This is a genomic window from Pseudomonas sp. UBA3149 (assembly GCF_002364655.1).
Classification (GTDB): Bacteria; Pseudomonadota; Gammaproteobacteria; order Pseudomonadales; family Pseudomonadaceae; genus Chryseomonas; species Chryseomonas luteola.
The window spans coordinates 21,675-46,533 of record NZ_DEYV01000003.1 but is presented as its reverse complement, the minus strand read 5'-3'; the positions used below and the strand labels follow the sequence as shown (position 1 = coordinate 46,533).

Sequence of the window (24,859 nt, the reverse complement as noted above, 5' to 3'; positions counted from 1 at the left end):
CTAAAACGCGCTAAGGTTTGGTTTTCATCTCTACCGTTCTTTGAGCCATGCCCATCATTGATAACGTCGTTGCGTTTACCTTGGCTGCTACCTTACTTACATTAACGCCAGGGCTTGATACTGCCCTGGTGTTGCGCACAGCGGCTGTTGAGGGAAGAGCGCAGGCCATCCGGGCGGCACTGGGCATCAATGCGGGGTGTTTGATCTGGGGCGCCGCCGTTGCCTTTGGCCTTGGGGCTTTAATTGCCGTATCCGAGCTGGCTTATGATGTGCTCAAGTATTGTGGCGCTGCCTACCTGTGCTGGCTGGGCTTGAACATGATGGTGCGGCCCCGCAACTCAATGGTCGCCAACGACACTACCCGCGTACAGAACACGAACTGGTTTCTCAAAGGAATGCTGGGCAACGTATTGAATCCCAAAGTTGGAATTTTCTATGTCTCCTTCCTGCCTCAATTCATTCCTCAGGGACACTCCTTGATCCTCTGGACCTTTGGCCTGGTAAGCATTCACGTAGCGATTGGATTCATCTGGTCTATGGCGTTGATCGGTGCGACTCGCCCATTGGCCCAGATTTTACGTCGTGAAAAAGTGATCCAGTGGATGGACCGACTCACTGGGGGCGTTTTCCTCCTCTTTGCCGCCCGCCTGGCGCTCAGCAAGCGCTGAAAGTCTCTAATTTTAGCGATGCAGAGCGGCTTACTAGGTAGCCTTTCTTGAGGCTAGATCTCGTCTATTGTGTTCTAAGCTACTGAAACAAAGCAGAGGCACCTATGATCAAGGTATCGACTTCTTTGATACTGTTTCTGCATGCTGCGCAATCGAGCGAGTTAGGTTGAATGTATTGGCTTCGGCTTGCTCAAGCGCTTTGTTGTAGCCTGTCCATACCTGCCAACATTCCATAATTGTCAGGGCAGAGACAACGAGCGAAACAAAGACAAGGTCAGGCGTTGCGTCGACAGGCGCTTGGCATTTATCTCAAACCGGCTTTGTTGTGGCATCGTTAAGGTCCAACTGCCGTTCCATTATCTGATTGGAGTCACAAGCCGATCTCGCACCAGCAGATATAACCGGCAACTCGCCCGCCTGCGGCCAGAATAATCCTTCCGTTACTTCAATCCATACGCATTCATGCCGTTTTGCATTGGTCATCATGACGTTGATCCAATGTCGATTAGCGATTTTTCAAGCGTTTTTCAACTACATGGACAACATGAAGTCACCATGGCATCCGTCATATGTCTGTAATTGATTATTAATTGTTAATATTTATCATTTACATTGATAGGTCACTTTTATAGCATCTTGCCAGTTTTGCCTGTACGCCGTTTTTCATATGTACAAAACGTCCCAGTTCGACATCGTTCGGCCTGGTATAGCGGTGCTCGCACTTTTCAAGGACTTCTGAATAATGAAAGCGTTTCCCCTGCGGCCGTTGGTGTTCACCGTTTCGCTGTTGACTACCGGTACAGTACTTGCCGCCCCGATCACAGTTGATCTTGCGTCCCAGCCCTTGGCAAATGCGTTGAGACAACTGGGCCAGGCCAGTGGTCTTCAGGTTTCCTATACTTCGGCAGCAGTGGCCGGCAAGACAGCGCCTGCCGTACGGGGCCAGATGGAGCCGGCAGTGGCACTACAGGCGCTGTTGGCCGGGAGTGATCTGGTAGGCAGTGTTCAGGGTAACGTGCTGACTATCGCCAAGGCAGGATCGGTTGCGGGTGAGGAAGTGGCGCAGCTGGGTATCACTCAGGTAGTAGCAGAGGGCTCAGGCAGTATTACCAGCGATATAGCTGCAACAGAAGGGTCCGGCTCCTACACGACAGGTAGCATGAGTACGTCTACCAAGTTGCCTCTGTCGATACGCGAGACGCCTCAATCGGTAAGTGTAATGACGCGCCAGCGTATCGACGACCAGGCCCTTAATGAACTCAATGACATCGTCAAATACGCACCTGGCATACAACTGCGTAAACTCGGTGGAGACCGCCAGCAGTTTCTCGCGCGTGGATTCACCATCGACAACCTGATGTACGATGGCTTGCCCACCAGTATTAGCACGTTTACGCTCGATACCATCAGCGGCGCTGATCTTGCCATCTATGACCGCGTGGAAGTCGTGCGCGGTGCTACAGGCCTGATGACTGGCGCTGGCAGCCCTTCAGCGACACTGAATCTGGTGCGCAAGCGTCCCACCGCTACTCCGCAAGTCAGTATCACCACCAGCGCTGGCAGCTGGGACCGTTATCGTACCCAGCTGGACGCATCCAACAAGCTGAACGAAAGCGGTACGTTGCGTGGCCGCGTGGTTGCAGCCTACGAAGACAACGGCAGCTTCGTTGATGAGCGGGAAAAGCAGCGTCAGACCTTTTATGGCATCCTCGAAGCCGATCTCAGCGACGCCACCACCTGGACTCTGGGAGCCTCTAAACAGCGAGACGATGCCGTATCGGACTGGGGAAGTCTGCCCGCTGGCCCCAATGGAGAAAACCTGCACCTTTCGCGGTCGACATTTCTTAGTAACGACTGGGCATATTGGGATCGGGATAACATTACCGCCTTCACCGATGTCACCCACCGTTTCGACAACGGTTGGAGTGCCAGGCTGGCAGCTGCTCGAATCTGGGCGGAATCGAATACCTTCTCCAGTTACATTAATCCCCCGGTGGGTAATGCCTATACGCAGTCTTCCGGTCAATACCACAGCAAGGACGTACAGACTAACCTGGACGCAACCGTATCTGGCCCGTTCACGTTGTTTGGACGCGAGCATGAACTGGCATTGGGCGCCAGCCGCCGGCAAGAGCGGTTTGATCAAAAAGGAGGGTACTGGCCGACAGCAACGCCGGTTGATATCTACAACTTTGATCCCGGTGTCATTGCCAAGCCCAGCCTGAGCAACCGGCTTCCCTATTCGAGCAAGAATACGGCAACGGAAAAAGCTGTTTACGGTGTTGCCCGGTTTAATCCCATTGATCCGCTGCACGTTATCCTGGGTAGTCGCGTGACATGGTACGACTACGATAACCGTGCGAGCGATACCGGGGATTACACGGTAACCCGAGAGGTGACGCCCTATGCGGGGGTCATCTATGACTTGAATGACACCTACTCGGTCTATGCCAGCTACACCGAGATTTTCAAGCCGCAGACCGAGCAGGACTTGGGTGGATCCACGCTTGAGCCGATGACGGGGGAAAGCTACGAGATCGGCCTGAAGGGCGAGTACCTGGACGGTAATCTGAATGCCTCTATCGCGGTGTTCGATATGACCCAGCAGAACCGGGCCTACGCAGTGCCAGATCAGCCCACGCTTTGCCGAAACCAGAACCGCACCTGCTATGAAGCGGCAGGGGAGGTGCGCAGTCGTGGTATCGATACCGAGCTGTCAGGTGCCTTGACGCCCAACTGGGACATCTCGGCCTCCTACACCTTGGTGCTCAGTCAATACGTGAAAGATCAAACCTATAATAAGGGTACCTTGTTTGCCCCTGAGCAACCCAAGCACTTGTTCAAAGCTGCTACTACTTATCGCTTGACCGGAGCGCTGAGCGACTGGCGCATTGGTGCAGATGTGCTTGCCCAGAGCAAAACCTATAACCGTGTTGGGACCGGTCACGCCGTTCAGGATTCATATGCCGTTGTCGGGCTTATGGCGGGCTACCAGTTCAATGAGCACTGGGATGGACAGGTAAACCTGAACAATGTGTTCGACGAAAAGTACTGGCAAGGCATACCTAACTCCAGCGGTACAGGTGTCTATGGTGACCCGCGTAACGTCATGTTCAGTTTAAGGTGGAGCTTGTAACGCGTCTCTATGGGCTGGAAAAGAGTTTCCAGCCCATAGGACTGTTTAGCGTTCTTTGGATTGATAGGCCGATTAGGTGATATCGATAACGAACAAACCAGGCGGTGACTAAGCGCGTCTGGTTTGTCAGCTCCATGGGTGCAGCGCTATGGCAAGTCTCGGCCTTGCGTTGATGTAGTGACGAGCCGCGCGCTAAGCGACGGTTTTCAGCATGCCTCCATAAGGGATGCATAGCGCGGTTCTGGACTGAAGATCAGTCGCTTGCCGTGCCGTTATTCCAATGAAATAACGGTACGGCAATTCTGTATCGCAAATAGAGCGTCTCTGACCGTTAGGCGCTGGGCCGAGAAAAGTCATTTAAAAGTACCTTGCCATCCACCTAATCGTTGCGTTGGTAACGTATAACTGTCGCAAGGCAGATCAGCAGAGTAGGGCGGTACTCCACAGTGTTACAGCCCAGATCAGAAACGACCCCGCTGGAATCCCTCTCGGTTAGTCGCTATTTAGGGTCACTAGTGTATGATTGATGAAGATGAGATTAGCTAACGTCTCAACTTAAGAGATACGTACATCTAACTGTGGGCACATAACTATCCATTCGGAACGTTACGCTCGGCAGAATGTTTTAGGCAAACTACTCCTCTACAACAACCCCACCCTAGAGCGCTTGGCGTTTCGATGCTGCCACGTGAGTGTAGAAGGTGGGCCTTCCAGTAAGTGACAGGATCGATAAATCAGGAATATAGCGCATTATGCCCACCGTAACCTTGGCCTGCTAGTTCGATATGTTATATGGTTACAAATTGTTTCGCCGAAATGTGTTGTAGTTATGAACCGTCGTCGCCTTCTAAACTTCATCCTGGCAGGGCTGACGCTGCCAGCCTTTCCCAACGCCTTTGCCGCTTCAAGCGAGGTCCGCTCCGTAAGGGCATCACGTACCGCTGGTCGCTTTCGCCTAGTACTGGATCTCAATGGCCCGAGCCACTATCGCACGTTCACGCTCGACTCACCTCATCGATTGGTCATCGACTTACCTAATACGACGTTAGCCACCAATGTTTCAAAATTGGATGTTACCGGCTCAGCAATCAAAACGATTCGGGGTGGAGCCCATGGTACGACAGGCAGCCGTATCGTCCTCGAACTGAAGCAGCCAGTAAAACTCGACAGCCTGGTGCTTGGCCCGTCCGGCTCCTTTGGTGATCGACTGGTGTTTGACCTTCACCCAATGGGGCCTGCAACCACACAAGTAGCGCATGCGGCATCGACAGCTCGCGCCAAGAAGCGTCCCGGCCGTGATCTGGTGGTTGTCGTAGATGCTGGTCATGGTGGCAAGGACCCTGGATGCATCAGTGCTAAAGGTGCCTATGAAAAAAAGGTCGCCCTGGCGATTGCTCATAATCTAGCCAAGCGGATCAATAAGGAGAAAGGCTACAAGGCCAAGCTGGTACGGACCGAGGATATTTTCGTTCCACTGCGCAAGCGCGTGGACATCGCTCACCAGTATGACGCCGACATGTTTATCTCGGTCCATGCCGATGCAGCACCCAATCGCCGTGCCCGTGGGGCTTCTGTCTTTGCGCTTTCCAGCAGCGGTGCGACGTCTGCTATGGCTCGCTGGATGGCGAAGCGGGAGAACGATGCCGATCTTGTTGGAACCAATAGCCTGCCTCTGCAAGACAAGGATCCAGACCTCGCCAACGTTATTCTGGACATGTCCATGAGCACTACCATTGCTTCGAGCCTGGATCTGGGACACAGCGTACTAACGAGTCTGGGTACCGTTGCGAAGATACATCAGAAGCAGGTCCAGCAAGCTGGTTTTGCTGTGCTCAAGTCACCTGACATCCCGTCGATTCTGGTAGAAACGGGGTTCATGAGCAATGCTCAGGACAGCAAACGATTGCTCAATCCCCGTCACCAGCAAGTAGTCGCTGATCGTATATTTCATGGGGTACACACCTACTTCAGCCAGCGGCCACCGGTGGGGACTTACCTTGCAGATCAGAAGACAGCCGCAACGGCATGAGTTGATGTGGACTGACTGGAAATAAGCCAGTCAGTCCAACCAGGTCCCGAGAGTCAAGAACGCTGAGCAAGGAGCGATACCGAACAGGCCACCCTGCTTATTGCTTTATCAGGACCCACACCGCTCATTGTTGATAAAGCGTAGCGGTGTTACCTGCTCCGCTCTGCATGAGCGTTGCTGAATTAGCCGGCCCGGTAAATAACTCCGTAGGTCCGCGTTGGGAAATAAAGACTTCATTGGCAGTACCAAACTGGTCGACACGTGCCTGGCTATTGATGCCGGCCTGATCGACAGTGAGCTGATTGGCGTCTCCTTCCTGCGAGAAATACAGGGTGGTAATGGATGTTTCCTGGCTGACGTCTGCAAGATTGCTGGTGCCGGTAGATCGGCCAATGAGGGTCCTGGCTATTGTGTTTTGGTCGACGGTCAGCTCGTTTCCGTTACCGTCCTGGGCGACGTCTATCACGTTCAGGCCGCCTCCTTGAGTGTCCATTAAGGCTCAGTCAGTTACAAGACCGAGAAAGGAACCTATAGACCACCTTCAACAGGCTGGCAAAGCCATTGGTCCTGAAGTGCTGACAAGCAGGAGCACTTGCCAGCTGAGCGATGACGTTATGGCAAAGTAGGAGAATGCAAGCCTTAACTTCTGGCCATGATTGGTCATTACGTTTCATACCAATGAACGTGGCTGTATTACATAGGCATAATGATCGTCAGTCGTCGCTAATAGTATTCGGGAGAAGACATGCGAAACTGGGTGTTAATGACGTTGGCCTTGCTGGTACACGGAGTCGCTTATGGTGCCGGTGACGCAACGGCAGGGAAAAAGTATTTTACGTCCTGGTGTGGTAACTGTCATAAGGTGGGGACCTATGCCAGGGGCTCGTTCGGCCCCGCACTCAACGCTATTTTCGGACGCAAGGCAGGGGCTACTGAAGACTTCAACTATTCTGAGGCCATGAAAGCGTCAGGAATTGTCTGGAATGAGGAAACCCTCGCTGCCTACTTAAGGGATCCGGACAAGGTCGTACCCGGCACAAAGATGCGTTTCTGGGGAATGAGTAATGAGCAGCAGATTGCCGACCTGCTTGCCTATCTTGCGACCTTCCAGAATAAAGGACAGTAAGCGCTTGCTGCGCCAGAATCATATCAGGCGTCTGCTTTGAGTGAGTGGCTAGCCTTTACTGTGAGTCTGGCCAGGCCATCGATCAAAACGCCCGCCAATATGCCGATACCGTAAGCAACGATATCCATCCAGGAAAACGTAGTGCCCAAGGCAAGATGGCCTAGCGGATGGTGGCGAATCGCATTGATCCAGGGCGCCTGGTAAAGCTGCGTTGCCTCCACGGCACATGAAATACCAAACGCTGTTACCGCCAGGCATACAGCATTGGCGCGGCGCGCGATCAAAGCCAGACCTGTAAGGATCATGAGCGCCCAAAGCGCATCGCCTGGGTATTTTCCAAGAGCGTCAGGGATGATGATAGGAAACTGGCGAGAAGTTAGCCCGAGCGCTATTACAGCACAAAGGGCTAGACCAAGATGGAGTCTGTTACGGTTCCTTTGGGCGCAGTCAGCAGAAGAGCGTAATGAATTGAGAGTAATTTTATGCAGTCTCGATTACTGGTATGAATATGCTGTAGCAAACCTATCCTGTGGACGAGCCAGCTAAAGGCTGGTGAATTTTTCTAAATATCTTTTGCGGGACGATTTTAAAGCTTCAGACCGCTTTTTATTTCATATCTCTCTCGTCACGTTACGTCCCCTTAGGATCGTCAAGCACTTGATGCATTAAGTTCGATCCAAAATCGGATGGAACCATCTCCGCAGTCAGGCTTTCCCATTTTTAGACAGCACTTGGACACGTCCGCTGTCTTTATCCAAGCCGCCTTCATCTTTTCATCGCGGCGTCACTGACGAGAGGACTATTTTATGCCTACTGATAACCAGTACACCATGCAGAATCCCCTGACCCAATATCCCCAGCCAGAATTTCCGAAGCAGCCTCAAAATCCGCCCGGTCTCGCTCAGGACATGCAGCCACGCCCTGATCACGGTGAAACCAGTTACAAGGGATTTGGACGTCTTGCGGGCCGCAAGGCGCTTATTACCGGCGCGGACTCGGGTATCGGGCGAGCAACGGCAATCGCTTATGCGCGCGAGGGGGCCGACATCGTGCTGAATTATTTGCCTGAAGAAGAGGCGGATGCGAAAGAAGTTGTACAACTGATCGAAGCGGAAGGTCGTAAAGCGGTTTGCGTTCCGGGCGACCTGAAAAGCGAGGCCTTTTGCAATGAATTGATTGGCAAAGCCAAGGATGCACTGGGTGGACTGGATATTCTAGTCAACGTGGCAGGTAAGCAGACAGCCGTTGAAGACATCGCCAGTTTGACCACTGATCAATTCGACGCCACTTACAAGACTAATGTGTATGCGCTGTTCTGGCTATGCAAGGCGGCAATTCCGCATATGCCGGCCGGTGCCGCTATTATCAACACCACGTCCATTCAGGCCGTGCAACCGTCGGAAACCCTACTGGATTACGCGCCTACTAAAGCGGCGATCACTGCCTTTACCAAGGCGTTGGCCAAACAGGTCATTTCCAAGGGTATCCGCGTCAATGCGGTAGCACCTGGACCCTTCTGGACTCCACTTCAGCCCAGCGGCGGCCAGCCTCAAGAGAAGATTCCGTCGTTTGGCAGCGAGACTGTCTTCAAGCGGCCTGGCCAACCGGCAGAGCTGGCTCCGATCTACGTTATTCTGGCTTCCCAGGAGTCCAGCTATGTGACGGGTGAAGTATACGGCGCAACCGGCGGCATGGCCTGACGGATCGCATCATGCAGACGTTCGAGACGCACCGCATTGAGGGGTACGCGCCCCTGGAAAATTATGCTGCGTTAAGTGATGGCCGCTCGGTCGCCCTGGTAGCGGCTGACGGCTCCATCGATTGGTGGTGTGCCCCCAATATGGACTCACCCCCTCTGTTTGATCGTCTGCTAGATGCGCCCAGCGGTGGTTATTTTTCGATTACCCCTGTCCAACCTTACACAGCCCGACGTGCCTATCTGCAAAGCAGCAATGTACTGGAGACGTTGTTTGAGACCGACTCGGGTCAGGTCCGCCTGACCGAGTCGCTTAACAGTGGATCTGCTGGCCGGTTGCCCTGGTCCGAGCTAGGGCGACGTATTGAGGGCGTACAGGGTGAGGTAACGCTTAGTATCGAGTTAGTGCCTGGTACGCGAGGCCAGACCATCTCACCGTGGATTCGCCAGACACCGAACGGTGAAGTGATGCATATCGATGGTCTGATGGCCATGCTGTGCTACGGCGATGAGGTGGTGATTGATGAATGTACCGACCGGCTGGTGCGTGCACGCGTTACGTTGAAACAAGGGGACCGTACCGTATTGGCGCTGATGGCGGCCGAGAATGAGCCATTGGCTGTGCCAACACTTGAGGAAGTCGACAAGCGTATTGATCGCAGTGACATGGCGTGGCGGGAATGGGCTGAAGGTCTGCAATACCAGGGGGTGTTCAAGGAAGCAGTCATTCGTTCGGCTCTCGCGCTAAAACTTCTCTTGTATTCGCCAAGTGGCGCTATCGTGGCGGCACCTACATGTGGGCTGCCTGAAAGATTGGGAGGCGACAAGAATTACGAGTACCGCTATGCATGGGTACGAGATGCGGTGTTTACCATCAAAGCATTTCTGCGCATTGGTGCCATGGCAGAAGCACAGGCTGCGCTGGCGTGGTTGCAGAACGTCATCCGCCGGCACGGCCACCGTCTACACACCTGCTTTACTCTGGAGGGCGACAAGGCGCCGGAAGAGCGGGTGATCAATGTGCCGGGCTATCGAAAGTCCAGCCCTGTTCGAGTAGGCAACCGAGCAAGTTATCAATGCCAGCTGAGCATGTATGGCGATCTTTTAGAAACCATCCTCATGTATGTGGAGGGCGGTCATATCCTGGATTTTAATACCGCCGGAATGCTGGTCGAGCTGGCCAATCTCTGCGCTGATCAATGGCATTGCAAGGACGCCGGGATGTGGGAGCTGGAAGAAGAGCAGCATTACACCATGTCCAAGTTAGGCTGCTGGTTTGCCTTGGATCGAGCAGTCAAGTTGGCAGAAAAGGGTCACATTCCCGATACGATGCAAAAGCGCTGGGAGCGTGAGCGTGACCGTATCCGTAATTGGATTGATGAACATTGCTGGTCCGAGGCCAAGCAGGCTTATACCTTCTATGCCGGTACTGACAAGCTGGACGCCGGCCTCTTGCTTGCTATTCGCTTCGGCTTTGAGAGCAAGCAGCGGTTGATCACCACGTGTGAAGCAATCCATCGTGAACTGGCGCGCGGCCCGCTGGTGTATCGCTATAGCGGTGCGGAGAAAGAAGAGGGCGCGTTTCTGGCCTGTTCGTTCTGGCTGGTTGAAGCTTATGCTGTGCTGGGTGACAACGAGCGCGCCAAGGCATTGATGGAGGACGTGCTGAAGGTATCAACCAACGGGGTGGGGTTGATGACCGAGATGATGGACCCCCAGACCGGCGAAGCACTGGGCAACTTCCCTCAAGGTTTAAGTCATCTTGCCATGATCCATGCCATTCTGGCCGTTGATGACCCTGCCAAGACCGAGTCCTGAATAAGAGCGGTTAACAAAACCTCTCTAATGAGCGCAGACAGACGATGCTAAGGATTGGGACAGAGTTAATAGGTATCAAGCCTGCGTTTGCCTGCACAGGCCTGACTAAAAGTCAGGTTTTGTAGCGACTCTAATACTTCTCTTCCCAAGCGGCCTTATACCCGCTCAAACCTGTAATTAATGTCTTCTTGAAGACGAAGGTTTCAAATCACAAAGCCTGACAATTACCGGATTATTTCTTCTTCTCTGAAAGGATAACGGTAGTTTCTCACGGGATTAGACCTTCGCCGCGAGTGGGTGGAAGCGCGGGGGAGTCAGGTCTACCATGGAGGAAGCCAATCTTTAGCTACTGCCTTTGGAGTTCTTATGCACGCGTCATCGTCCGTCGCTCCTGCTGTAGACGACGCCATTGCTCATGACAGGGAGGCGCTTATTCACCATTTGAAAGGGGTGGTCGGCCCTCAGCACGTATTGACCGACCCCTCTCGCACAAAGCGATTTCGCAGCGGGTATCGCTTTGGTACGGGTGATGCGATTGCCGTCGTTCAGCCAGGTTCGCTTCTGGAGCAGTGGGAGGTGGTCAAGGCGTGTGTGAAAGCCAATACGATTATCATCATGCAGGCGGCCAATACAGGGCTTACAGGCGGATCAACGCCCGACGGCAACGATTACGACCGTGACATTGTGCTCATCAATACCATGCGCATGAAGAAGATCCAGCTGATCATGAATGGAGAGCAGGTGATCTGTTTTCCTGGGTCCACCCTTGATCAGCTGGAGCGAGAGCTGAAAGTTCACGGCCGGGAGCCTCATTCGGTGATTGGCTCCTCTTGCATCGGTGCGTCCGTGCTGGGTGGTGTCTGTAACAATTCAGGCGGTTCGCTCATCCAGCGCGGCCCGGCTTATACCCAGATGGCGCTTTATGCACGTCTGGATGAGCACGGTGAGCTTCATCTGGTCAATCACCTCGGTGTTGCGCTAGGCAGTACACCGGAGGAAATCCTGACGCGGCTGGATAATCACCAGTACAGTGAAGCCGATATCGAACGTGACGCAGGGGCCGGTTCTGACAGGGGTTACACCAGCCATGTGCGGGAAGTGGATGCCGCTACCCCGGCGCGCTTCAACGCCGACACGAGCCGCTTGTACGAGGCTTCTGGCAGCGCAGGAAAGCTGGCTGTTTTTGCGGTTCGGCTGGATACCTTTCCCATCGAGAAAGATACCGCGGTTTTCTATATCGGCACTAACGATACCGCCGATCTTACGGAAATCCGGCGGCATATGCTCGCCAACTTTCCGCAATTACCCATTGCCGGTGAGTACATGCATCGGGATGCCTTCGATGTCGCAGAAGCCTACGGCAAAGACACTTTTCTCATCATCGACCGCCTGGGCACCGAACGGCTGCCCAAGTTGTTCTCGCTCAAGAGCCGTTTCGATGAGGTATTCAACCGTTTCAGCTTTCTACCATCGCACCTCGGTGACCGGGTTCTGCAGGCACTGAGCCGGTTGTTCCCAAGCCATCTGCCCAAGCGAATGAAAGCGTATCGGGATCAGTATGAGCATCATTTGATACTCAAGGTCGCGGGCCCTTTGATCGATGAGACGCAGCGTTACCTGGACAGCTTTTTCGGTCAAGCCCGTGGTGCCTATTTCAGGTGTACCGCTGAGGAGGGGCGCAAGGCGTTCCTGCATCGCTTTGCCGCTGCCAGCGCAGCTATACGTTATCGGGACGTTCACCCTAAGGAGGTGGAAGACATCGTGGCGCTGGACATTGCATTGAGACGCAATGACCGGGAGTGGTTCGAAACGCTTCCCGCTGACCTCGATGGCAAGCTTGTCCATAAGCTGTACTACGGTCATTTCTTCTGCCATGTTTTCCATCAGGATTACATAGTCAAGAAAGGTAATGACTGTCTGGCGATTGAGCATCGCATGTGGGACTTACTGGATCAGCGCGGTGCAGAGTATCCGGCAGAACACAACGTGGGCCATCTCTACCATGCCAAGCCGGGCCTAAAAGCGTTCTACCGCAAGCTCGATCCATGCAATAGCTTCAACCCAGGCATCGGTCACACCAGCAAGTGCAGCCATTGGGCAGAGCCGGGAATACAGGCGGGAAGGGTGATTGAGTAAAGAAATTAGATGCTGAGTTAAATCAGGCGAAGAGAATAAATGACCGCCTTAGAACGGGTAACCGTGGGGAAACTAAAGCGGTCGATATAAATGTTACGTATCGAATGTTAAGAAATGATGAATGCGCGATGAAGGAAGCATGACGGCTTACCAGTATGTCTCCGATCATCAAGAACAAAGACCCAGGATTGGCATGTCTGTTTTTATCTTAGAAGAGGTAAAAGACCGTAGCCATATCGCTAGATATCATTTTGATATTAGTCAATGATAAAGCCGCTGAACGGTCTAAAAGGATAGATAGACGGTATTTTCGTAATGTGATCTGCGGCACATAATAGCCCGCCTCTTTTCAGGTCTCATGGAGGGTGATGGCGTGGCGGAAAGAGATAAGGCGAGACGGCTCGTAGAGCTGCAGAAGGAAATTCGTCAGTACCAGATAAAGGTAGACCAGGCCCGCCTGCTCGTCCAGAAAACTTTTCTGGATTACTCGGAAGCCTATAATACCTTGAGTTTGCTGGAGGCTCAGCTTGAAGCCGAATGGCAGCATCAGGGCGTTAGTGCCTGACAACTGTGTTTTATTCAGGCTGGGCGATTCTGGTTCGCGTAATCAGTTTTCTAATTGATAATTCAATAGCCCCGATTTTCAAATCGCTTCTGCCCTGTATCCTATGGCTGCGTATAACGCTTGAGGAGCAGGGTCGTGAGCAAGACGCGAGTAGGGGTCATCTTTGGCGGTCGCTCTTCGGAGCATGAGGTTTCATTACAATCCGCCAAAAATATTGTCGACGCCATCGACAAGGCGAAATTCGAGGTCATTCTTATCGGAATCGACAAGGAAGGCCGATGGCATCTCAATGATGCGTCCGATTATCTGCTTCACGCTGAGAACCCCGCGCTCATTGCACTCAATCGGTCCAATCGAGCCTTGGCCCTTGTGCCAGGACAGCGTGAGCAGCAACTGATTGAAACCTCCTCTGCCCAGGCGCTGGGGCAAATTGATGTCATTTTCCCGATTGTGCATGGCCCCTTGGGCGAAGACGGCTCTCTTCAAGGGCTTCTCCGCATGGCCGATCTGCCTTTCGTGGGGTCTGGCGTGCTGGGGTCTGCTGTCTGCATGGATAAGGATGTTACCAAGCGGCTACTGCGCGATGCGGGATTACCGATTACTCCTTTCCTGACGTTCAGCCGCCTGACCGCTGCCCGCACTTCATTCAGTGAGGTCACCGCAGCGTTGGGGACGCCGGTGTTCGTCAAACCTGCCAATCAAGGTTCGTCCGTAGGTGTCAGCAAGGCGGAAACGGAAGCCGAATACCTTGATGCGATGGCTCAGGCATTTGCCTACGATACCAAGGTGTTGGTGGAGCAGGCCGTCAAGGGCCGTGAAATCGAGTGTGCAGTTCTCGGAAACGAGGAGCCGGTCGCCAGTGCGTGCGGAGAAATCGTTGTGCACAGTGGTTTCTACTCATACGACACCAAATATATCGATGATGCAGCGGCTGAGGTCAATGTCCCGGCGGATCTGCCATCTGCGATCAGCGAGCGCATACGCTCACTGGCGTTGGACGCATTCAAAGTGCTGGGATGTTCAGGACTGGCAAGGGTAGATGTGTTTCTGACAGCCAGTGGCGAGGTCTTGATCAATGAGGTCAATACCCTCCCAGGCTTTACTAATATCAGCATGTATCCTAAGCTCTGGGAGGCTAGCGGGCTGTCTTATCAGGATTTGATCACCCGGCTGATTGAGCTGGCGCAGGAGCGTCATGCCCAGGAGCGTGCACTTAAGCATTCACGTTAGTCGAGAAGAAGGCTAAGGCAGTCCGCCTTAGCCTTACAGCCTTACAGCCTTTTGAGCCGCGGGTTTGGCAAGGATGCCGTCGGCCCGGAACATGGCCTTGATACCCCGCACGGCCTGACGAATACGGTCCTGGTTTTCGATCAACGCGAAGCGGACATGGTCGTCCCCGTAGTCTCCAAATCCAATCCCGGGTGAGACCGATACCTTGGCATCCGCCAGCAGCTTCTTGGCAAATTCAAGCGAGCCCAGGTGCGCATAGGCTTCAGGGATTTTGGCCCAGACATACATCGATGCCTTTGGGTTCTCAACCATCCAGCCCGCTTCATGCAGACCTTTCACCAATACATCCCGACGTTGTTGGTACTGCGCAGCAATATCACGTACGCATTGCTGATCGCCTTCCAGTGCCGCAATCGCAGCTACCTGTAATGGCGTAAATGTCCCGTAATCGTGATAACTCTTGATACGCGCCAGCGCACTGACCAACTCGGGGTTGCCTACCATGAAGCCGATTCGCCAGCCGGCCATGTTGTAGCTTTTTGACAGAGTGAAGAACTCGACGGCGATGTCCTTGGCACTCGGTACTTGCATGATGGACGGTGCCTTCCAGCCGTCGAACACGATGTCGGCATAGGCGAGGTCGTGAACGACCAGAACGTTGTGTTGCTTGGCCAGGGCGATGACGCGTTCGAAAAACTCAAGCTCAACGCATTGAGCCGTGGGATTGGATGGAAACCCAAGGATCATCATCTTTGGCTTGGGAATACTTTCGCGAATAGCCCGCTCAAGCTCGGCAAAAAAGTCCATACCCGGTACCAGCGGTACGGAGCGTACCTGGGCACCGGCAATAACAGCACCATAAATATGGATCGGGTAGCTGGGGTTAGGTACCAGTACCGTGTCGCCAGCGTCCAGGGTTGCCAGCATAAGATGGGCGAGACCTTCCTTTGACCCAATCGTGACGATGGCTTCGGACTCCGGATCAATTTCGACTGAATAACGATCCTGATACCAGCGCGAGATGGCGCGGCGCAGGCGAGGGATGCCTTTAGAGCTGGAGTAGCCGTGAGTGTCTTCACGCTGGGCAACCTGGCACAGCTTTTCCACAATGTGAGGCGGTGTGGCGCCGTCCGGATTACCCATGCTCAGGTCGATGATGTCCTCGCCACGACGGCGAGCGGCCAGCTTGAGTTCAGCGGTAATGTTGAAAACGTAAGGGGGGAGACGATCAATACGCGTGAAGCGACGCATGGAGTTGGAGTCAGCCATGTTTTCCTCGATAGACGTAAGCGCCCGGAACCGTCCGAGCGACGCAGGTCACAGCATGTGACGTGACATGACTGTAGCCGAGAGAACAGCGAAGCGGCATAGACAGTTTTCTTTTTATTTAATGACCTTCTGTATTACACACCCTTCGAAAGGCCTGCGATCAGCTTGCCCAGGAGCTGATCGAGTTGATGCTGTTCTGCGGCGGTCAGTGCGGCCAATACCTTGCGCTCGTTTTCAACATGTGGCGCCAGCATCTCATCGATCAGCATTCGCCCTTTGTCTGTCAAGGCGACCAGTGTACCGCGGCGGTCAGAGGGGTGTTTGCGCCGTTCTATCAATTCGGCGCGCTCCAGACGATCCAGGCGGTTGGTCATGCCACCTGAAGAGATCATTGCCGCCTCATAAAGCGCCGTTGGCGTCAATGCAAATGGCGCTCCCGAGCGCCGCAGGGTGGCCAATACATCAAACTCGCCCGGATGCAATTCATAGCGGGCAAAGAAGGGATTAATGTAATCCCGCGTAATCAGCTGGGCAAGCTCGCCAAATCTCCCCAGAACCTGCATGGGGAAGGGGTCTATATCCGGCCGTTGGGTTTTCCACTGCTGAGCAGCAAGCAGAGCTCGATCAGTCATATTTTATCCTAATATCTTGACGTTAAGATACTTTGCATTAAGGTAATTATAAAGAGGTCAATCCAGACAATCAAAAAGGAGTTGTGCATGACTGCTTCGAACCACACCTATAGAACCTGGCCAGTAGTGTTGGCCCTGATGCTGGTCAGCCTTAACCTAAGGCCCATCCTGGCTGCGATTGGACCATTGCTCGATGAAATCCAGCATACGACTGGGCTTACCAATGCTTCGGCAGGTCTGCTGACGACATTGCCCGTATTCGCAATGGGCGTGGGTGCCTTGTTTGGTTCACGGCTTCAGGTGCTTTTGGGGGAATATAAAGGGGTTATGGCTGGCGTAGTGGCGATTGCGTTTGCAGGTGTATTACGCTGGCTGCTGCCTTCGGCAACCGGGCTTGTCTTGACGGCCATGCTTGCAGGGCTGGGTATCGCGTTGGTACAGGCGCTACTGCCCGCTTATATCAAACGTCACTTTCCTACCCGTGTAGGTATGCTGATGGGCCTTTACACCACCGGTATCATGGGTGGGGCCGCGCTTGCTGCAGCGTCAGCGTCGCCGCTGACACAGATCACCGGTAATTGGGAAATCACTTTTGCCCTGTGGTCCGTTCCTGCAGTCCTGGGTGCGCTGGCGTGGAGGCAGACTGCCTCACATGAAACTGCACCGGCCGCCACCGCGCCCGTCCGGCTCCCGTTAGGTGCCGGTAGAGCCTGGTTGCTGATGGCGGCTTTTGGTATCGGTACTGGTGCGTATACATTGGTACTCGCCTGGCTCCCGCCGTTCTATGTTCAGTTGGGGTGGTCTGCAGCTGACAGCGGCTATCTGCTCGGCGCACTGACGCTAACGGAAGTAGCAGCAGGGCTTTCCGTATCAATGTTCATCGGCCGCTTTCCTGATCGGCGTGTTCCGTTATTAGGTATGTTGCTGCTGATATTGGCGGGGTTGGCAGGGCTCGTGATCGCGCCTTTGTCGATGGCTATTCCTGCTGCCGTATTGCTCGGTATCGGAATCGGCGCACTGTTTCCGCTCTCCCTGATCGTGACTATGGATCACGTCAGCGATGCCAAAGGCGCCGGCGCATTGATGGGGTTCGTACAAGGGGGCGGTTACATCATTGCCAGCGGTATGCCCTTCCTGGCGGGGTTGATACGAGAACACTCAACCAATCTTTCCCAGGCATGGCTGCTGATGGCATTCGGTATTGTGGTGCTGATAGCAATCGTGATGCGTTTTAAGCCTGCCGCTCAGTTCGAGTCTCATAGCTGGCGTTTACAGCCTCGCTAGGTGCTACCTTGGCGGTCAGTCTGGTCCAGCACCGATCGCCTTTCCATTTAGGGTGGCTGACTCGCATCCCGGTTTGAGTCGAGCGGCTGCGTGGCCAAGGGCAGCGAAGCCTTTCTGGACCCTCTGGAGATAAACCAGATAGGGTTCGTATGTCAGTGTGCAAAATAATGCATACCGCCATCTACCGGAATAACCGCGCCGGTGATGTAGCGTGCCAGTGGTGAGGCGAGAAACGCGACCAATGCAGCAACGTCTTCAGGCTGGTCAAAATAACCGGCCGGAATATGACGCTGAACGAAGTCGGCCCTGGCTTCAGCAGAAGGGTGCAGCTGGGTCATGACCTGCCTGCTATGGATTCGACCCGGTGCAATACAGTTGACGGTAATGCCTTGCACCGCGACCTCACAGGAAAGTCCCTTCGACCAGAGATGTAGGGCACCCTTGGCTGCGCTCGCCGCGTTCAGGCTGCGCGGCTCCATGGACCCGCTGATTGAAATGATCCGACCCCAACGTCTGTTCTGCATAGCAGGAAGTACGGCATGGGTCAGCCGCCGGGCTGCAATGAAATTGATCAGAAAGGCTTGGCGCCACTCCTCTTCGCTTGCCATCAATGCGACAGGACGCGAGGCGCCTGCGGCATTGACCAGAATATCAATGACGCTGCCTTCGATCGCTTCAAGCACACTGTGCAACGCATCTTCGTCAGCCAAGTCCCCTGTAAGAAGCTTTACGGTAGGGGCGCCCAGCATGGACGCCTCACAAGCAACGGCCTGCAACCGCTCCGTATCCCTGGCAAGCAGAACGAGGTTGACACCCTCGACAGCCAATAGCTTTGTAATACCAGCCCTTATGCCAGCGATTGCACCCGTGGCCAGCGCCGTCTTGTCATCAAGACAGATATCCATGATTACCACTCCTGGCTAACCAGATCGTGTATGGCGTCCGCAAGCGTGTCGACTTCCGCTTCGCTGATGATCAATGGCGGTAACAGGCGAATAGTATTTTCCCGCGTGACATTGATTAGCAGGCGATGCCGGTCAAGCGCCTGTTGCATCAATGATCGGCAGGGCTTATTCAACTGAATGCCCAGCAGGAGACCATGGCCGCGTATTGCCTGAACCTGTGGGAGGTGGCTCAAGCGGTTCTCGAGGCGGTCCTTGAGTTGTGTACCCCGTTGTGCCGCATGCAGGACCAAGCCTTCTTCCTTGATAACATCCAGCACCGCACATCCCACTCGACATACGAGCGGATTTCCACCAAAGGTACTGCCATGGCTTCCTGGTGTGAAAAGATCGGCAGCAATGCCGGCTGCCAGGCAAGCGCCAATAGGTAAGCCATTGGCAAGCGCCTTGGCGATTGTAACGACGTCGGGTTGGATGCCTTCATGTTGATAGGCGAACCAGGCACCTGTACGACCCATGCCGCTCTGAATTTCATCCAGCATGAGCAACCAGCCGTTGCGCGTGCAATGCGTACGTAACGCGGTAAGGTAACCCACGGGTGGCGCTATCACGCCGGCTTCTCCCTGAATGGGCTCAACCAGCAATGCTACAATCTGGTCACCGTACCGTTGGGTTACGGCGTCAAGTGCGTCCAAGTCACCAAACGGTATCCTGACAAAGTCGTTGATCAACGGCCCGAAGCCGTTGCAGACACTAGGGCTGTCGCTGGCGGATATCATGGCGAGCGAGCGTCCATGAAATGCATTTTCCATCACGACCACTTTGGGTGTTAGGACGCCTTTATGCTGAGCATACCGACGGGCAAGTTTAAAAGCGGCCTCGTTGGCCTCCGAGCCCGAATTGCCAAAGAACACGCGCTGCATACCCGTAAGTTGTGTCAGACGCTCGGCCAACTCGTGCTGCCAGGTAATGCTGTAGTGATTGGAGGTGTGCATCAGCAGGTCGGCCTGCTCCTGAATGACTTGGGTAATCCGCGGGTGGGAGTGACCGATATTGGTTACTGCAATACCCGCAACAGCATCTAGATATTCAATTCCTTGCTGATCCCAAACTCGCGTTCCCTTGCCCCTTACAAAGCTGACCGTCAACGGGCTATATGTCTGCATCAAGGGCAGGGATGAGCCTGTAAACGCAGACGTCTGGTCAAATCCGAAGGTAGAGGTTGAAGAGATAGCTGTCATAAAGCCTCCTATTAGAGAAGGCTTGAGTATCTTTATGTAGCAATATGAGATAAACGCTATGATTGTTCTATCACTTTGAATCCAGGCTTTAAAATGGATCTTTATCAAGCCATGACGGTGTTTGTACGTGTAGTCGAAAGTGGCAGCATGACTGCAGCAGGTGAACAGTGTGGGTTGTCCACTACGATGGTCGGCAACCATCTCCGCGCGTTGGAGAAGCGCCTCGGCATGAGTCTTTTGCGCAGGACTACTCGGCGGCAAAGCCTGACAGAGTTCGGGTCGGTCTATTATCAGCGGTGCGTCGAGGTGCTGGGTCTCGTAGCCGATTCGGAGCGTCTGGCTGAGCAGGCGCAGGCTAACCCTCATGGAGTCTTACGTCTCACGGCACCGCCCACGTTTGGCTCGGAATGCCTGATGCCTGCCTTGGCAGACTATCTGGCCCAGTACCCAGAAATCAGGCTCGACGTGGTATTAACGGATCGAGTGGTCGATCTGGTTGAGGAGGGTTTCGATGTCGCCATTCGCCTGGGCACGCTGGATGCGTCACGGCTCATTGCCCGACCACTGATGGACTATGGCCTGACGATATGTGCATCGCCTCAGTATCTACAGCGGCATGGTTACCCAGAGCGGCCGGAAGAGCTTTCCCACCACGAATGCTTGTCCTTCGCCTATCCTGCCGGCACGGAGTGGCGATGGACCGAAAAGCGTTGGTGCTTGAGCGGACCGGAAGGCGAGGTTTCCATCGATATCAGTGGCCGTGTCATAGTCAACAGTGCCCAGGGGCTTCGGCAGGCCGCGCTTAGTGGGATCGGGATCGTTATGCTACCTAACGTCCTCGTGTGGCAAGATCTGCAGCAGGGCAGGCTGGTCAAGCTGCTGGACCATTATCAATTGCCCAGCAGGCCCATGCACCTAGTCTATTCCCAAGACCGTTATCGCTCACCCAAACTCCGCAGTTTTGTTGATTATGCGTTAGAAACATTTAGGTAAGGATACTGCTCTCCGCTCAACCATAGCTGTTGTCAACTGGCACAACTTTTGCTTTTATCTTGCTGCCCTTAAGTTAACGCCTCGATAACCGATACGTATAACAGGTGGATCATGTGCTTAATGACTTGTCAATAGCACTGGTCGAGCGAATTGATACTGAACATTCAGATGTAGTTCATCACGATCAATCATGAAAACACGTTATACAGGCACGGCGAACAGATTGCTAAATCCTGCTGCACAGCAGGAGGGTAGCGCTTTTGATCTTACAAAGGATGAATATGCGTTCATCAATCTGATCCTGAGGGAGCACGCGTCCAATGATGGACGTGCAGATGGTCAAGCGGCAGACGCCAATTTAATGACTGATCTTTCAGATACAGAGCTGAGGAGCGAGTTTTCCAATCAGGCCCAGATGCTTGATGCTGCCATGACGCTGATCGATGCTTCCTCTTTTTCCGGTCAGGAAACACTGGAGCAGGCGGCCCTCGAATGCCTCAAGCTGGCACGTGCCCTGGTTGGGCAGTTGATGGGCCAGCCTGGAAGCAATGAGGTACCTTCAGTAGGATGATGCGTTTTACTCTCCGTCTCTGTTCATCCAGCTGTTGATTTCTGCGAAAGAAACGGCGCTTTCGGCAAAGCCGAATGTGCCTTCATCGCGAGCTTCCAATGCCGCTGCGATAAATCCACTCCATGCCGCTCGCGCCAATGAGCTACCCAGACTTATCCGTTTGACTCCCGCTTCGGCCAGCTCACTCACGCTATAGTTCGCTCCAGACAGGCCCATCACAACATTGACTGGCTTGGATACGGACTCGCAAATCAGCCGTATGGCTTCCAGATCAGGCAGCCCGGGCGCATACAAGACATCTGCTCCTGCTGCTTCGTAGGCTTGGAGACGCCGCACCGTATCATCGAGGCTTGCACCACCACAGGTATAGGTCTCAGCACGTGCGACCAGCATGAAAGGGTAACCCAGCTCCTTCACGGCTTCAGCTGCAGCCGCGATACGCTCCACCGCATGGTTGAAATCGTAGAGAGGCGAGCTTGCGTTGCCGGTGGCATCCTCGATCGAGCCGCCTGCCAGTCCTATTTCAGCCGCCCGCTGTATCGTTTCGCTCACTGCTTCTGGCGAGTCACCAAAGCCGTTTTCCAGGTCTGCGCTGACCGGCAGGTCGGTTGCCAGAACGATACTTTCCGCATTGGCCAACACGCAATCACGGGAAAGGCTCCCGCGTGCATCCTGGCGCCCCAGGCTGAAGGCTAATCCTGCGCTGGTCGTTGCCAAGGCCTCGAAGCCAAGCCGGCTCAATATGCGGGCGCTACCGGCATCCCATGGATTGGGCAGGATCAGCGGTTGATCATACGTATGAAGCTTCTTGAAGAGTGCCGCTTTCTCGAAAACATCCATGGCTAGGTCCTTTCAGGCTCAATAGTCAGGTAATTCTTGCAGCTGCTTTGACGACGTGCAGTCAAACCGGGTCCTGCATCTTGACGCAGTCATTGCTGGAGCAGACCGCCGTCTGTCAGCGGAAACAAGGGATGCGATTTCCTGAACTGAATTGAGACGGAGTCGACTAATCTCATCAATGGCCTATGGAAGCGACAGCTGGCACTAAACTCTTTTAAACGTCGTGTCTCAAAGCTCGCGTACAGGGATCCATCGTCAGGATCTTCACTTTCAGGGCATTTTTATCAGAGCCGCGCCCAGGCTCAACATTATGGATATGCCGAATGGACGCCTACGCCGTGCTTAATGAAGAGCTTACCCTTTTAGCCAGCAGCGACTCACTGCCACCCTATGACCGTAAGCTTGCCTCATCGATTCTCTATCGCCTGCTGATGGAAGAGTCAGGCGAGATGTCTCAGATCTGCCGGTCCTCCATTCTGACCGTTCTGGCTATGTTGATTCGTGAAGATGTTGAAAAGAACAACAAGCAAGCCATCGCAACGACCAATCAGATTCTTGAGCGTATCAAGCAGTAATAAAAGTCCGCCTCATGCGCCTGAGTTCTAGAGCTCAGGCAGGCATCGACTCGGACAGGCGATAAAGCTGGAGCTGTTAAACGCTCCCTGACAGCTTACTCACCACCTACCAACCGGTCGAGATCTATGGGGTCTCCCGGCTGGGTATGCAGTTTTTCTCTTAAATCTTCAAACATCTGGTCGTAATCCTCGTGATGCGTAAAGACGCTCGCCTTGGGTAGAGGCACACCATAGCGGCGCAGGCGATGATCAATTTCCGCCAGGAAGTTATAGGCTTCGTCTCGGTGCATGGAAAACTTTTCTTCTACCGCACGTTGGCCCACGTGACCTGAGAGGTAAAAGTGAGCATGCTGGTTTGAGGAAACAGGGTCGACCGTATATTCCAGTAGCAAATGCATGGCAGGAAGGTATCCATTGGCAACCTGATCGACTTCGATGCGGCCGGGCACGAACATGAGCAAACTCCTGCAGAAATGATCACTAACGTTTCAACGCTGCTGGTGGATGATGTAACCGTCAAATCAGCAGCGACAGTATGAATGTCCAGACGCAAACATACGCCAACAGTGCCAGGCTGTACTGAAGCACCATTCTCATAATCGAAGATTCAGCGCCTACCTGATCCACGGCGGCTGCGGCAATGGCGATCGATTGCGGTGAAATCAGCTTGGCCATCACGCCTCCGCTGGTATTGGCGGCGACAAGCAGTGCCTGGCTGGTGCCAATCTGAAGCGCTGTCACGGATTGCAGATGGGCAAATAGCGTGTTGTTGTTGACCACCGAGCCGGTGATAAAAACGCCCAGCCAGCCGATAGCAGGAGAAAGCAGTGGAAAGATGCTTCCGGTTTCTGCCAAGGCAAGCCCGATGGTAGAAGAGGCACCTGAAAAATTGGCGATATAGGCAACACCCATGATGAGGCAGATCATGATCAAGGGACGCCACAGCTCTTTTATGGTCTGCTTCAACTGCTCGCCTGCACCCTGCCATGAAAGCGTAGGAGAAAGCAGTGTGGTTAACAGTACTGAAAGTAGAATGGCTGTTCCCGGCGCGCTGATTAGCGCAACGCTCCAGGTAGCGGGTAAGGTATGAGCTACAGCGGCAATTGGTGGAATTTCTTCGATCTGCTGATGAAGAAACGGGGCATTCAATTTGAGCACGCTGGCCGCTAGCGGGCCCTGCGCTGCAAACAGCGATTTGAATGCGGGCAGGCTCCACAGCAGCACGATTCCGGTCAGAATATAAAAAGGCGACCAGGCTGCCAGAACCTGCATCAGAGACCAACGCTGTGTAGAGCGTGGCGGTGCGTCAGACTCGCGATAGATACGGCTGGGCTGCCAGACCTGCATGAATAGCGCTAGGGCCCCCATGGATACAAGCGGAGCGATGATATCCACCAGCTCCGGTCCTAGCAGATACAGCGTAAGCGTCTGCAGACCACTGAATAGCACGCCGATCAACAAAAGGACCGGCCATGTTTCACGGATGCCACGCAACCCATCCAGTACCAGGATCAAGAGCATCGGGATAAGCAGGGTGGCTGGCTGAACAATGGCGATCATCATCAGCGCCATGTCATCCAGCGGCACAGAGCCTTGTTGCGCGCCAACAATTACCGGGATTCCGATGGCGCCATAGGCGCCAGCCGCAGCATTGGCCAGCAGGCACAGCATGGCAGCCTTGAGCGGCTTGAAACCCAACTCGACCAGAAGCGCCGCGCAGATGGCAATAGGTACACCAAAGCCTGCAGCACCCTCGAGAAAGCCACCAAAGCAGAACGCAATCAAGATGACCTGAATGCGCTGATCTTCAGAAATGGTGGCAATACTGCCACGGATGACATCAAACTTGCCGCTCTTGACTGCCAGTTTGTAAAGCCACACCGCCATCAGCACGATATAGCCAATCGGCCATAAACCGTTGGCGATGCCCAACAGTGCGGCGCTCAGGATTTTGCCAAGGGGCATGCCGAACAGAAACAGAGAGGAGACCACGGCAATGCCCAGGGTCAGCAGGGAGGCGGTCAGCCCTTTCAACTTGAGAAGCGTCAGTGCTGCCAGAAAGAACAAGATAGGAACAGCGGCCACCAAAGCCGAGAGATAGGCGTTACCAAGCGGGTCGTATAGTTGTTGCCACATGACGGGGCTCCC

Annotated in this window: 22 protein-coding genes; 13 read left to right on the top strand and 9 right to left on the bottom strand. The window is 54.0% G+C overall.

Going from position 1 to position 24,859, the window contains the following annotated elements; all coding sequences use genetic code 11:
- Positions 1-47: 47 nt before the first annotated feature.
- The 3 genes from B3729_RS01190 (at position 48) to B3729_RS01180 (ending at position 5,833) form a co-directional block, all read left to right on the top strand.
- The gene (locus tag B3729_RS01190) at positions 48-668 is read left to right on the top strand and encodes a LysE family translocator (protein ID WP_074829297.1); all 621 of its coding nucleotides are present in this window, start codon (positions 48-50) and stop codon (positions 666-668) included.
- A 742-nt stretch (positions 669-1,410) separates the two neighbouring features.
- Positions 1,411-3,804, top strand: a complete 2,394-nt coding sequence (locus B3729_RS01185; RefSeq protein WP_286786815.1) for a TonB-dependent siderophore receptor — start codon at positions 1,411-1,413, stop codon at positions 3,802-3,804.
- Positions 3,805-4,633: 829 nt separating this feature from the next.
- Positions 4,634-5,833 carry an N-acetylmuramoyl-L-alanine amidase gene (locus tag B3729_RS01180; RefSeq protein WP_286786814.1) on the top strand — a complete coding sequence of 400 codons (1,200 nt, stop codon included), beginning with the start codon at positions 4,634-4,636 and terminating at the stop codon, positions 5,831-5,833.
- A 124-nt stretch (positions 5,834-5,957) separates the two neighbouring features.
- On the opposite strand, the gene B3729_RS01175 is transcribed toward B3729_RS01180, so the two are convergent.
- Positions 5,958-6,326, bottom strand: coding sequence for a hypothetical protein (locus tag B3729_RS01175; RefSeq protein WP_286786813.1), 369 nt, complete (start codon positions 6,324-6,326; stop codon positions 5,958-5,960).
- Positions 6,327-6,578: 252 nt separating this feature from the next.
- Between B3729_RS01175 and B3729_RS01170 the strand changes: the two genes are divergently transcribed.
- Positions 6,579-6,959 (top strand): c-type cytochrome, encoded by a 381-nt coding sequence (locus B3729_RS01170; protein ID WP_286786812.1) that lies wholly within the window; start codon positions 6,579-6,581, stop codon positions 6,957-6,959.
- A 23-nt stretch (positions 6,960-6,982) separates the two neighbouring features.
- Here the strand turns inward: B3729_RS01170 and B3729_RS01165 are convergent, their stop codons facing one another.
- Positions 6,983-7,312: a DUF2809 domain-containing protein gene (locus B3729_RS01165; RefSeq protein WP_267888710.1), complete on the bottom strand. Its 330-nt coding sequence runs from the start codon at positions 7,310-7,312 to the stop codon at positions 6,983-6,985.
- A 453-nt stretch (positions 7,313-7,765) separates the two neighbouring features.
- Between B3729_RS01165 and B3729_RS01160 the strand changes: the two genes are divergently transcribed.
- The 5 genes from B3729_RS01160 to ddlA all read left to right on the top strand — a co-directional run bounded on the left by B3729_RS01160 (position 7,766) and on the right by ddlA (position 14,404).
- The gene (locus B3729_RS01160; RefSeq protein WP_286786811.1) at positions 7,766-8,659 is read left to right on the top strand and encodes an SDR family oxidoreductase; all 894 of its coding nucleotides are present in this window, start codon (positions 7,766-7,768) and stop codon (positions 8,657-8,659) included.
- Positions 8,660-8,670: 11 nt separating this feature from the next.
- Positions 8,671-10,473, top strand: a complete 1,803-nt coding sequence (locus B3729_RS01155; RefSeq protein WP_286786810.1) for a glycoside hydrolase family 15 protein — start codon at positions 8,671-8,673, stop codon at positions 10,471-10,473.
- Between the two features lie 366 nt (positions 10,474-10,839).
- Positions 10,840-12,609 carry a D-lactate dehydrogenase gene (gene dld, locus B3729_RS01150; protein ID WP_286786809.1) on the top strand — a complete coding sequence of 590 codons (1,770 nt, stop codon included), beginning with the start codon at positions 10,840-10,842 and terminating at the stop codon, positions 12,607-12,609.
- 373 nt (positions 12,610-12,982) lie between these two features.
- Positions 12,983-13,174 (top strand): hypothetical protein, encoded by a 192-nt coding sequence (locus tag B3729_RS01145; protein ID WP_010798621.1) that lies wholly within the window; start codon positions 12,983-12,985, stop codon positions 13,172-13,174.
- 135 nt (positions 13,175-13,309) lie between these two features.
- Entirely contained in the window at positions 13,310-14,404 is a 1,095-nt protein-coding gene (gene ddlA, locus B3729_RS01140) for a D-alanine--D-alanine ligase (RefSeq protein ID WP_286786808.1), read from the top strand.
- Between the two features lie 33 nt (positions 14,405-14,437).
- Here ddlA and alaC read toward each other — a convergent pair whose 3' ends face one another.
- Together alaC and B3729_RS01130 are read right to left on the bottom strand one after the other, a co-directional pair.
- The gene (gene alaC, locus B3729_RS01135) at positions 14,438-15,673 is read right to left on the bottom strand and encodes an alanine transaminase (RefSeq protein WP_286786807.1); all 1,236 of its coding nucleotides are present in this window, start codon (positions 15,671-15,673) and stop codon (positions 14,438-14,440) included.
- Positions 15,674-15,807: 134 nt separating this feature from the next.
- On the bottom strand, positions 15,808-16,305 hold the full coding sequence (locus B3729_RS01130) for a MarR family winged helix-turn-helix transcriptional regulator (protein ID WP_219653358.1): 498 nt from the start codon (positions 16,303-16,305) through the stop codon (positions 15,808-15,810).
- An 87-nt stretch (positions 16,306-16,392) separates the two neighbouring features.
- Between B3729_RS01130 and B3729_RS01125 the strand changes: the two genes are divergently transcribed.
- Positions 16,393-17,589 carry an MFS transporter gene (locus B3729_RS01125; RefSeq protein ID WP_286786806.1) on the top strand — a complete coding sequence of 399 codons (1,197 nt, stop codon included), beginning with the start codon at positions 16,393-16,395 and terminating at the stop codon, positions 17,587-17,589.
- Between the two features lie 152 nt (positions 17,590-17,741).
- Here the strand turns inward: B3729_RS01125 and B3729_RS01120 are convergent, their stop codons facing one another.
- Complete coding sequence (locus B3729_RS01120; protein ID WP_286786805.1) at positions 17,742-18,494, bottom strand: SDR family NAD(P)-dependent oxidoreductase; 753 nt, start codon at positions 18,492-18,494, stop codon at positions 17,742-17,744.
- A 2-nt stretch (positions 18,495-18,496) separates the two neighbouring features.
- On the bottom strand, positions 18,497-19,657 hold the full coding sequence (locus B3729_RS01115; protein ID WP_409438653.1) for an aspartate aminotransferase family protein: 1,161 nt from the start codon (positions 19,655-19,657) through the stop codon (positions 18,497-18,499).
- Between the two features lie 168 nt (positions 19,658-19,825).
- On the opposite strand from B3729_RS01115, the gene B3729_RS01110 reads away from it, so the two are divergent.
- Both B3729_RS01110 and B3729_RS01105 read left to right on the top strand, forming a co-directional pair.
- Positions 19,826-20,725: a LysR family transcriptional regulator gene (locus B3729_RS01110; protein WP_286786803.1), complete on the top strand. Its 900-nt coding sequence runs from the start codon at positions 19,826-19,828 to the stop codon at positions 20,723-20,725.
- A gap of 190 nt (positions 20,726-20,915) precedes the next feature.
- Positions 20,916-21,296, top strand: a complete 381-nt coding sequence (locus tag B3729_RS01105; RefSeq protein WP_074829344.1) for a hypothetical protein — start codon at positions 20,916-20,918, stop codon at positions 21,294-21,296.
- A gap of 6 nt (positions 21,297-21,302) precedes the next feature.
- Here B3729_RS01105 and B3729_RS01100 read toward each other — a convergent pair whose 3' ends face one another.
- Positions 21,303-22,136 (bottom strand): isocitrate lyase/PEP mutase family protein, encoded by an 834-nt coding sequence (locus tag B3729_RS01100; RefSeq protein WP_125889164.1) that lies wholly within the window; start codon positions 22,134-22,136, stop codon positions 21,303-21,305.
- A gap of 323 nt (positions 22,137-22,459) precedes the next feature.
- Here B3729_RS01100 and B3729_RS01095 point away from each other — a divergent pair, with 323 nt between their 5' ends.
- Complete coding sequence (locus B3729_RS01095; protein ID WP_010798611.1) at positions 22,460-22,711, top strand: hypothetical protein; 252 nt, start codon at positions 22,460-22,462, stop codon at positions 22,709-22,711.
- A 95-nt stretch (positions 22,712-22,806) separates the two neighbouring features.
- On the opposite strand, the gene B3729_RS01090 is transcribed toward B3729_RS01095, so the two are convergent.
- A complete protein-coding gene (locus B3729_RS01090) occupies positions 22,807-23,166 on the bottom strand; it encodes a DUF5064 family protein (RefSeq protein ID WP_286786802.1) in 360 nt (119 codons plus the stop codon).
- Between the two features lie 61 nt (positions 23,167-23,227).
- Positions 23,228-24,847: an L-lactate permease gene (locus B3729_RS01085; RefSeq protein ID WP_286786801.1), complete on the bottom strand. Its 1,620-nt coding sequence runs from the start codon at positions 24,845-24,847 to the stop codon at positions 23,228-23,230.
- Between the last annotated feature and the right edge of the window lie 12 nt (positions 24,848-24,859).

Excerpts from the sequence above, each read along its gene's own strand:
- B3729_RS01085 (WP_286786801.1), bottom strand. The coding sequence starts at position 24,847 with ATGTGGCAACAACTATACGACCCGCTTGGTAACGCCTATCTCTCGGCT.
- B3729_RS01110 (WP_286786803.1), top strand. The coding sequence starts at position 19,826 with ATGGATCTTTATCAAGCCATGACGGTGTTTGTACGTGTAGTCGAAAGT.
- B3729_RS01160 (WP_286786811.1), top strand. The coding sequence starts at position 7,766 with ATGCCTACTGATAACCAGTACACCATGCAGAATCCCCTGACCCAATAT.
- B3729_RS01175 (WP_286786813.1), bottom strand. The coding sequence starts at position 6,326 with ATGGACACTCAAGGAGGCGGCCTGAACGTGATAGACGTCGCCCAGGAC.
- B3729_RS01100 (WP_125889164.1), bottom strand. The coding sequence starts at position 22,136 with ATGGATGTTTTCGAGAAAGCGGCACTCTTCAAGAAGCTTCATACGTAT.
- B3729_RS01115 (WP_409438653.1), bottom strand. The coding sequence starts at position 19,657 with ATGCAGACATATAGCCCGTTGACGGTCAGCTTTGTAAGGGGCAAGGGA.
- B3729_RS01185 (WP_286786815.1), top strand. The coding sequence starts at position 1,411 with ATGAAAGCGTTTCCCCTGCGGCCGTTGGTGTTCACCGTTTCGCTGTTG.
- B3729_RS01095 (WP_010798611.1), top strand. The coding sequence starts at position 22,460 with ATGGACGCCTACGCCGTGCTTAATGAAGAGCTTACCCTTTTAGCCAGC.
- alaC (WP_286786807.1), bottom strand. The coding sequence starts at position 15,673 with ATGGCTGACTCCAACTCCATGCGTCGCTTCACGCGTATTGATCGTCTC.
- B3729_RS01120 (WP_286786805.1), bottom strand. The coding sequence starts at position 18,494 with ATGGATATCTGTCTTGATGACAAGACGGCGCTGGCCACGGGTGCAATC.
- B3729_RS01125 (WP_286786806.1), top strand. The coding sequence starts at position 16,393 with ATGACTGCTTCGAACCACACCTATAGAACCTGGCCAGTAGTGTTGGCC.
- B3729_RS01105 (WP_074829344.1), top strand. The coding sequence starts at position 20,916 with ATGAAAACACGTTATACAGGCACGGCGAACAGATTGCTAAATCCTGCT.
- dld (WP_286786809.1), top strand. The coding sequence starts at position 10,840 with ATGCACGCGTCATCGTCCGTCGCTCCTGCTGTAGACGACGCCATTGCT.
- B3729_RS01130 (WP_219653358.1), bottom strand. The coding sequence starts at position 16,305 with ATGACTGATCGAGCTCTGCTTGCTGCTCAGCAGTGGAAAACCCAACGG.
- B3729_RS01190 (WP_074829297.1), top strand. The coding sequence starts at position 48 with ATGCCCATCATTGATAACGTCGTTGCGTTTACCTTGGCTGCTACCTTA.
- B3729_RS01180 (WP_286786814.1), top strand. The coding sequence starts at position 4,634 with ATGAACCGTCGTCGCCTTCTAAACTTCATCCTGGCAGGGCTGACGCTG.
- B3729_RS01090 (WP_286786802.1), bottom strand. The coding sequence starts at position 23,166 with ATGTTCGTGCCCGGCCGCATCGAAGTCGATCAGGTTGCCAATGGATAC.
- B3729_RS01170 (WP_286786812.1), top strand. The coding sequence starts at position 6,579 with ATGCGAAACTGGGTGTTAATGACGTTGGCCTTGCTGGTACACGGAGTC.
- B3729_RS01155 (WP_286786810.1), top strand. The coding sequence starts at position 8,671 with ATGCAGACGTTCGAGACGCACCGCATTGAGGGGTACGCGCCCCTGGAA.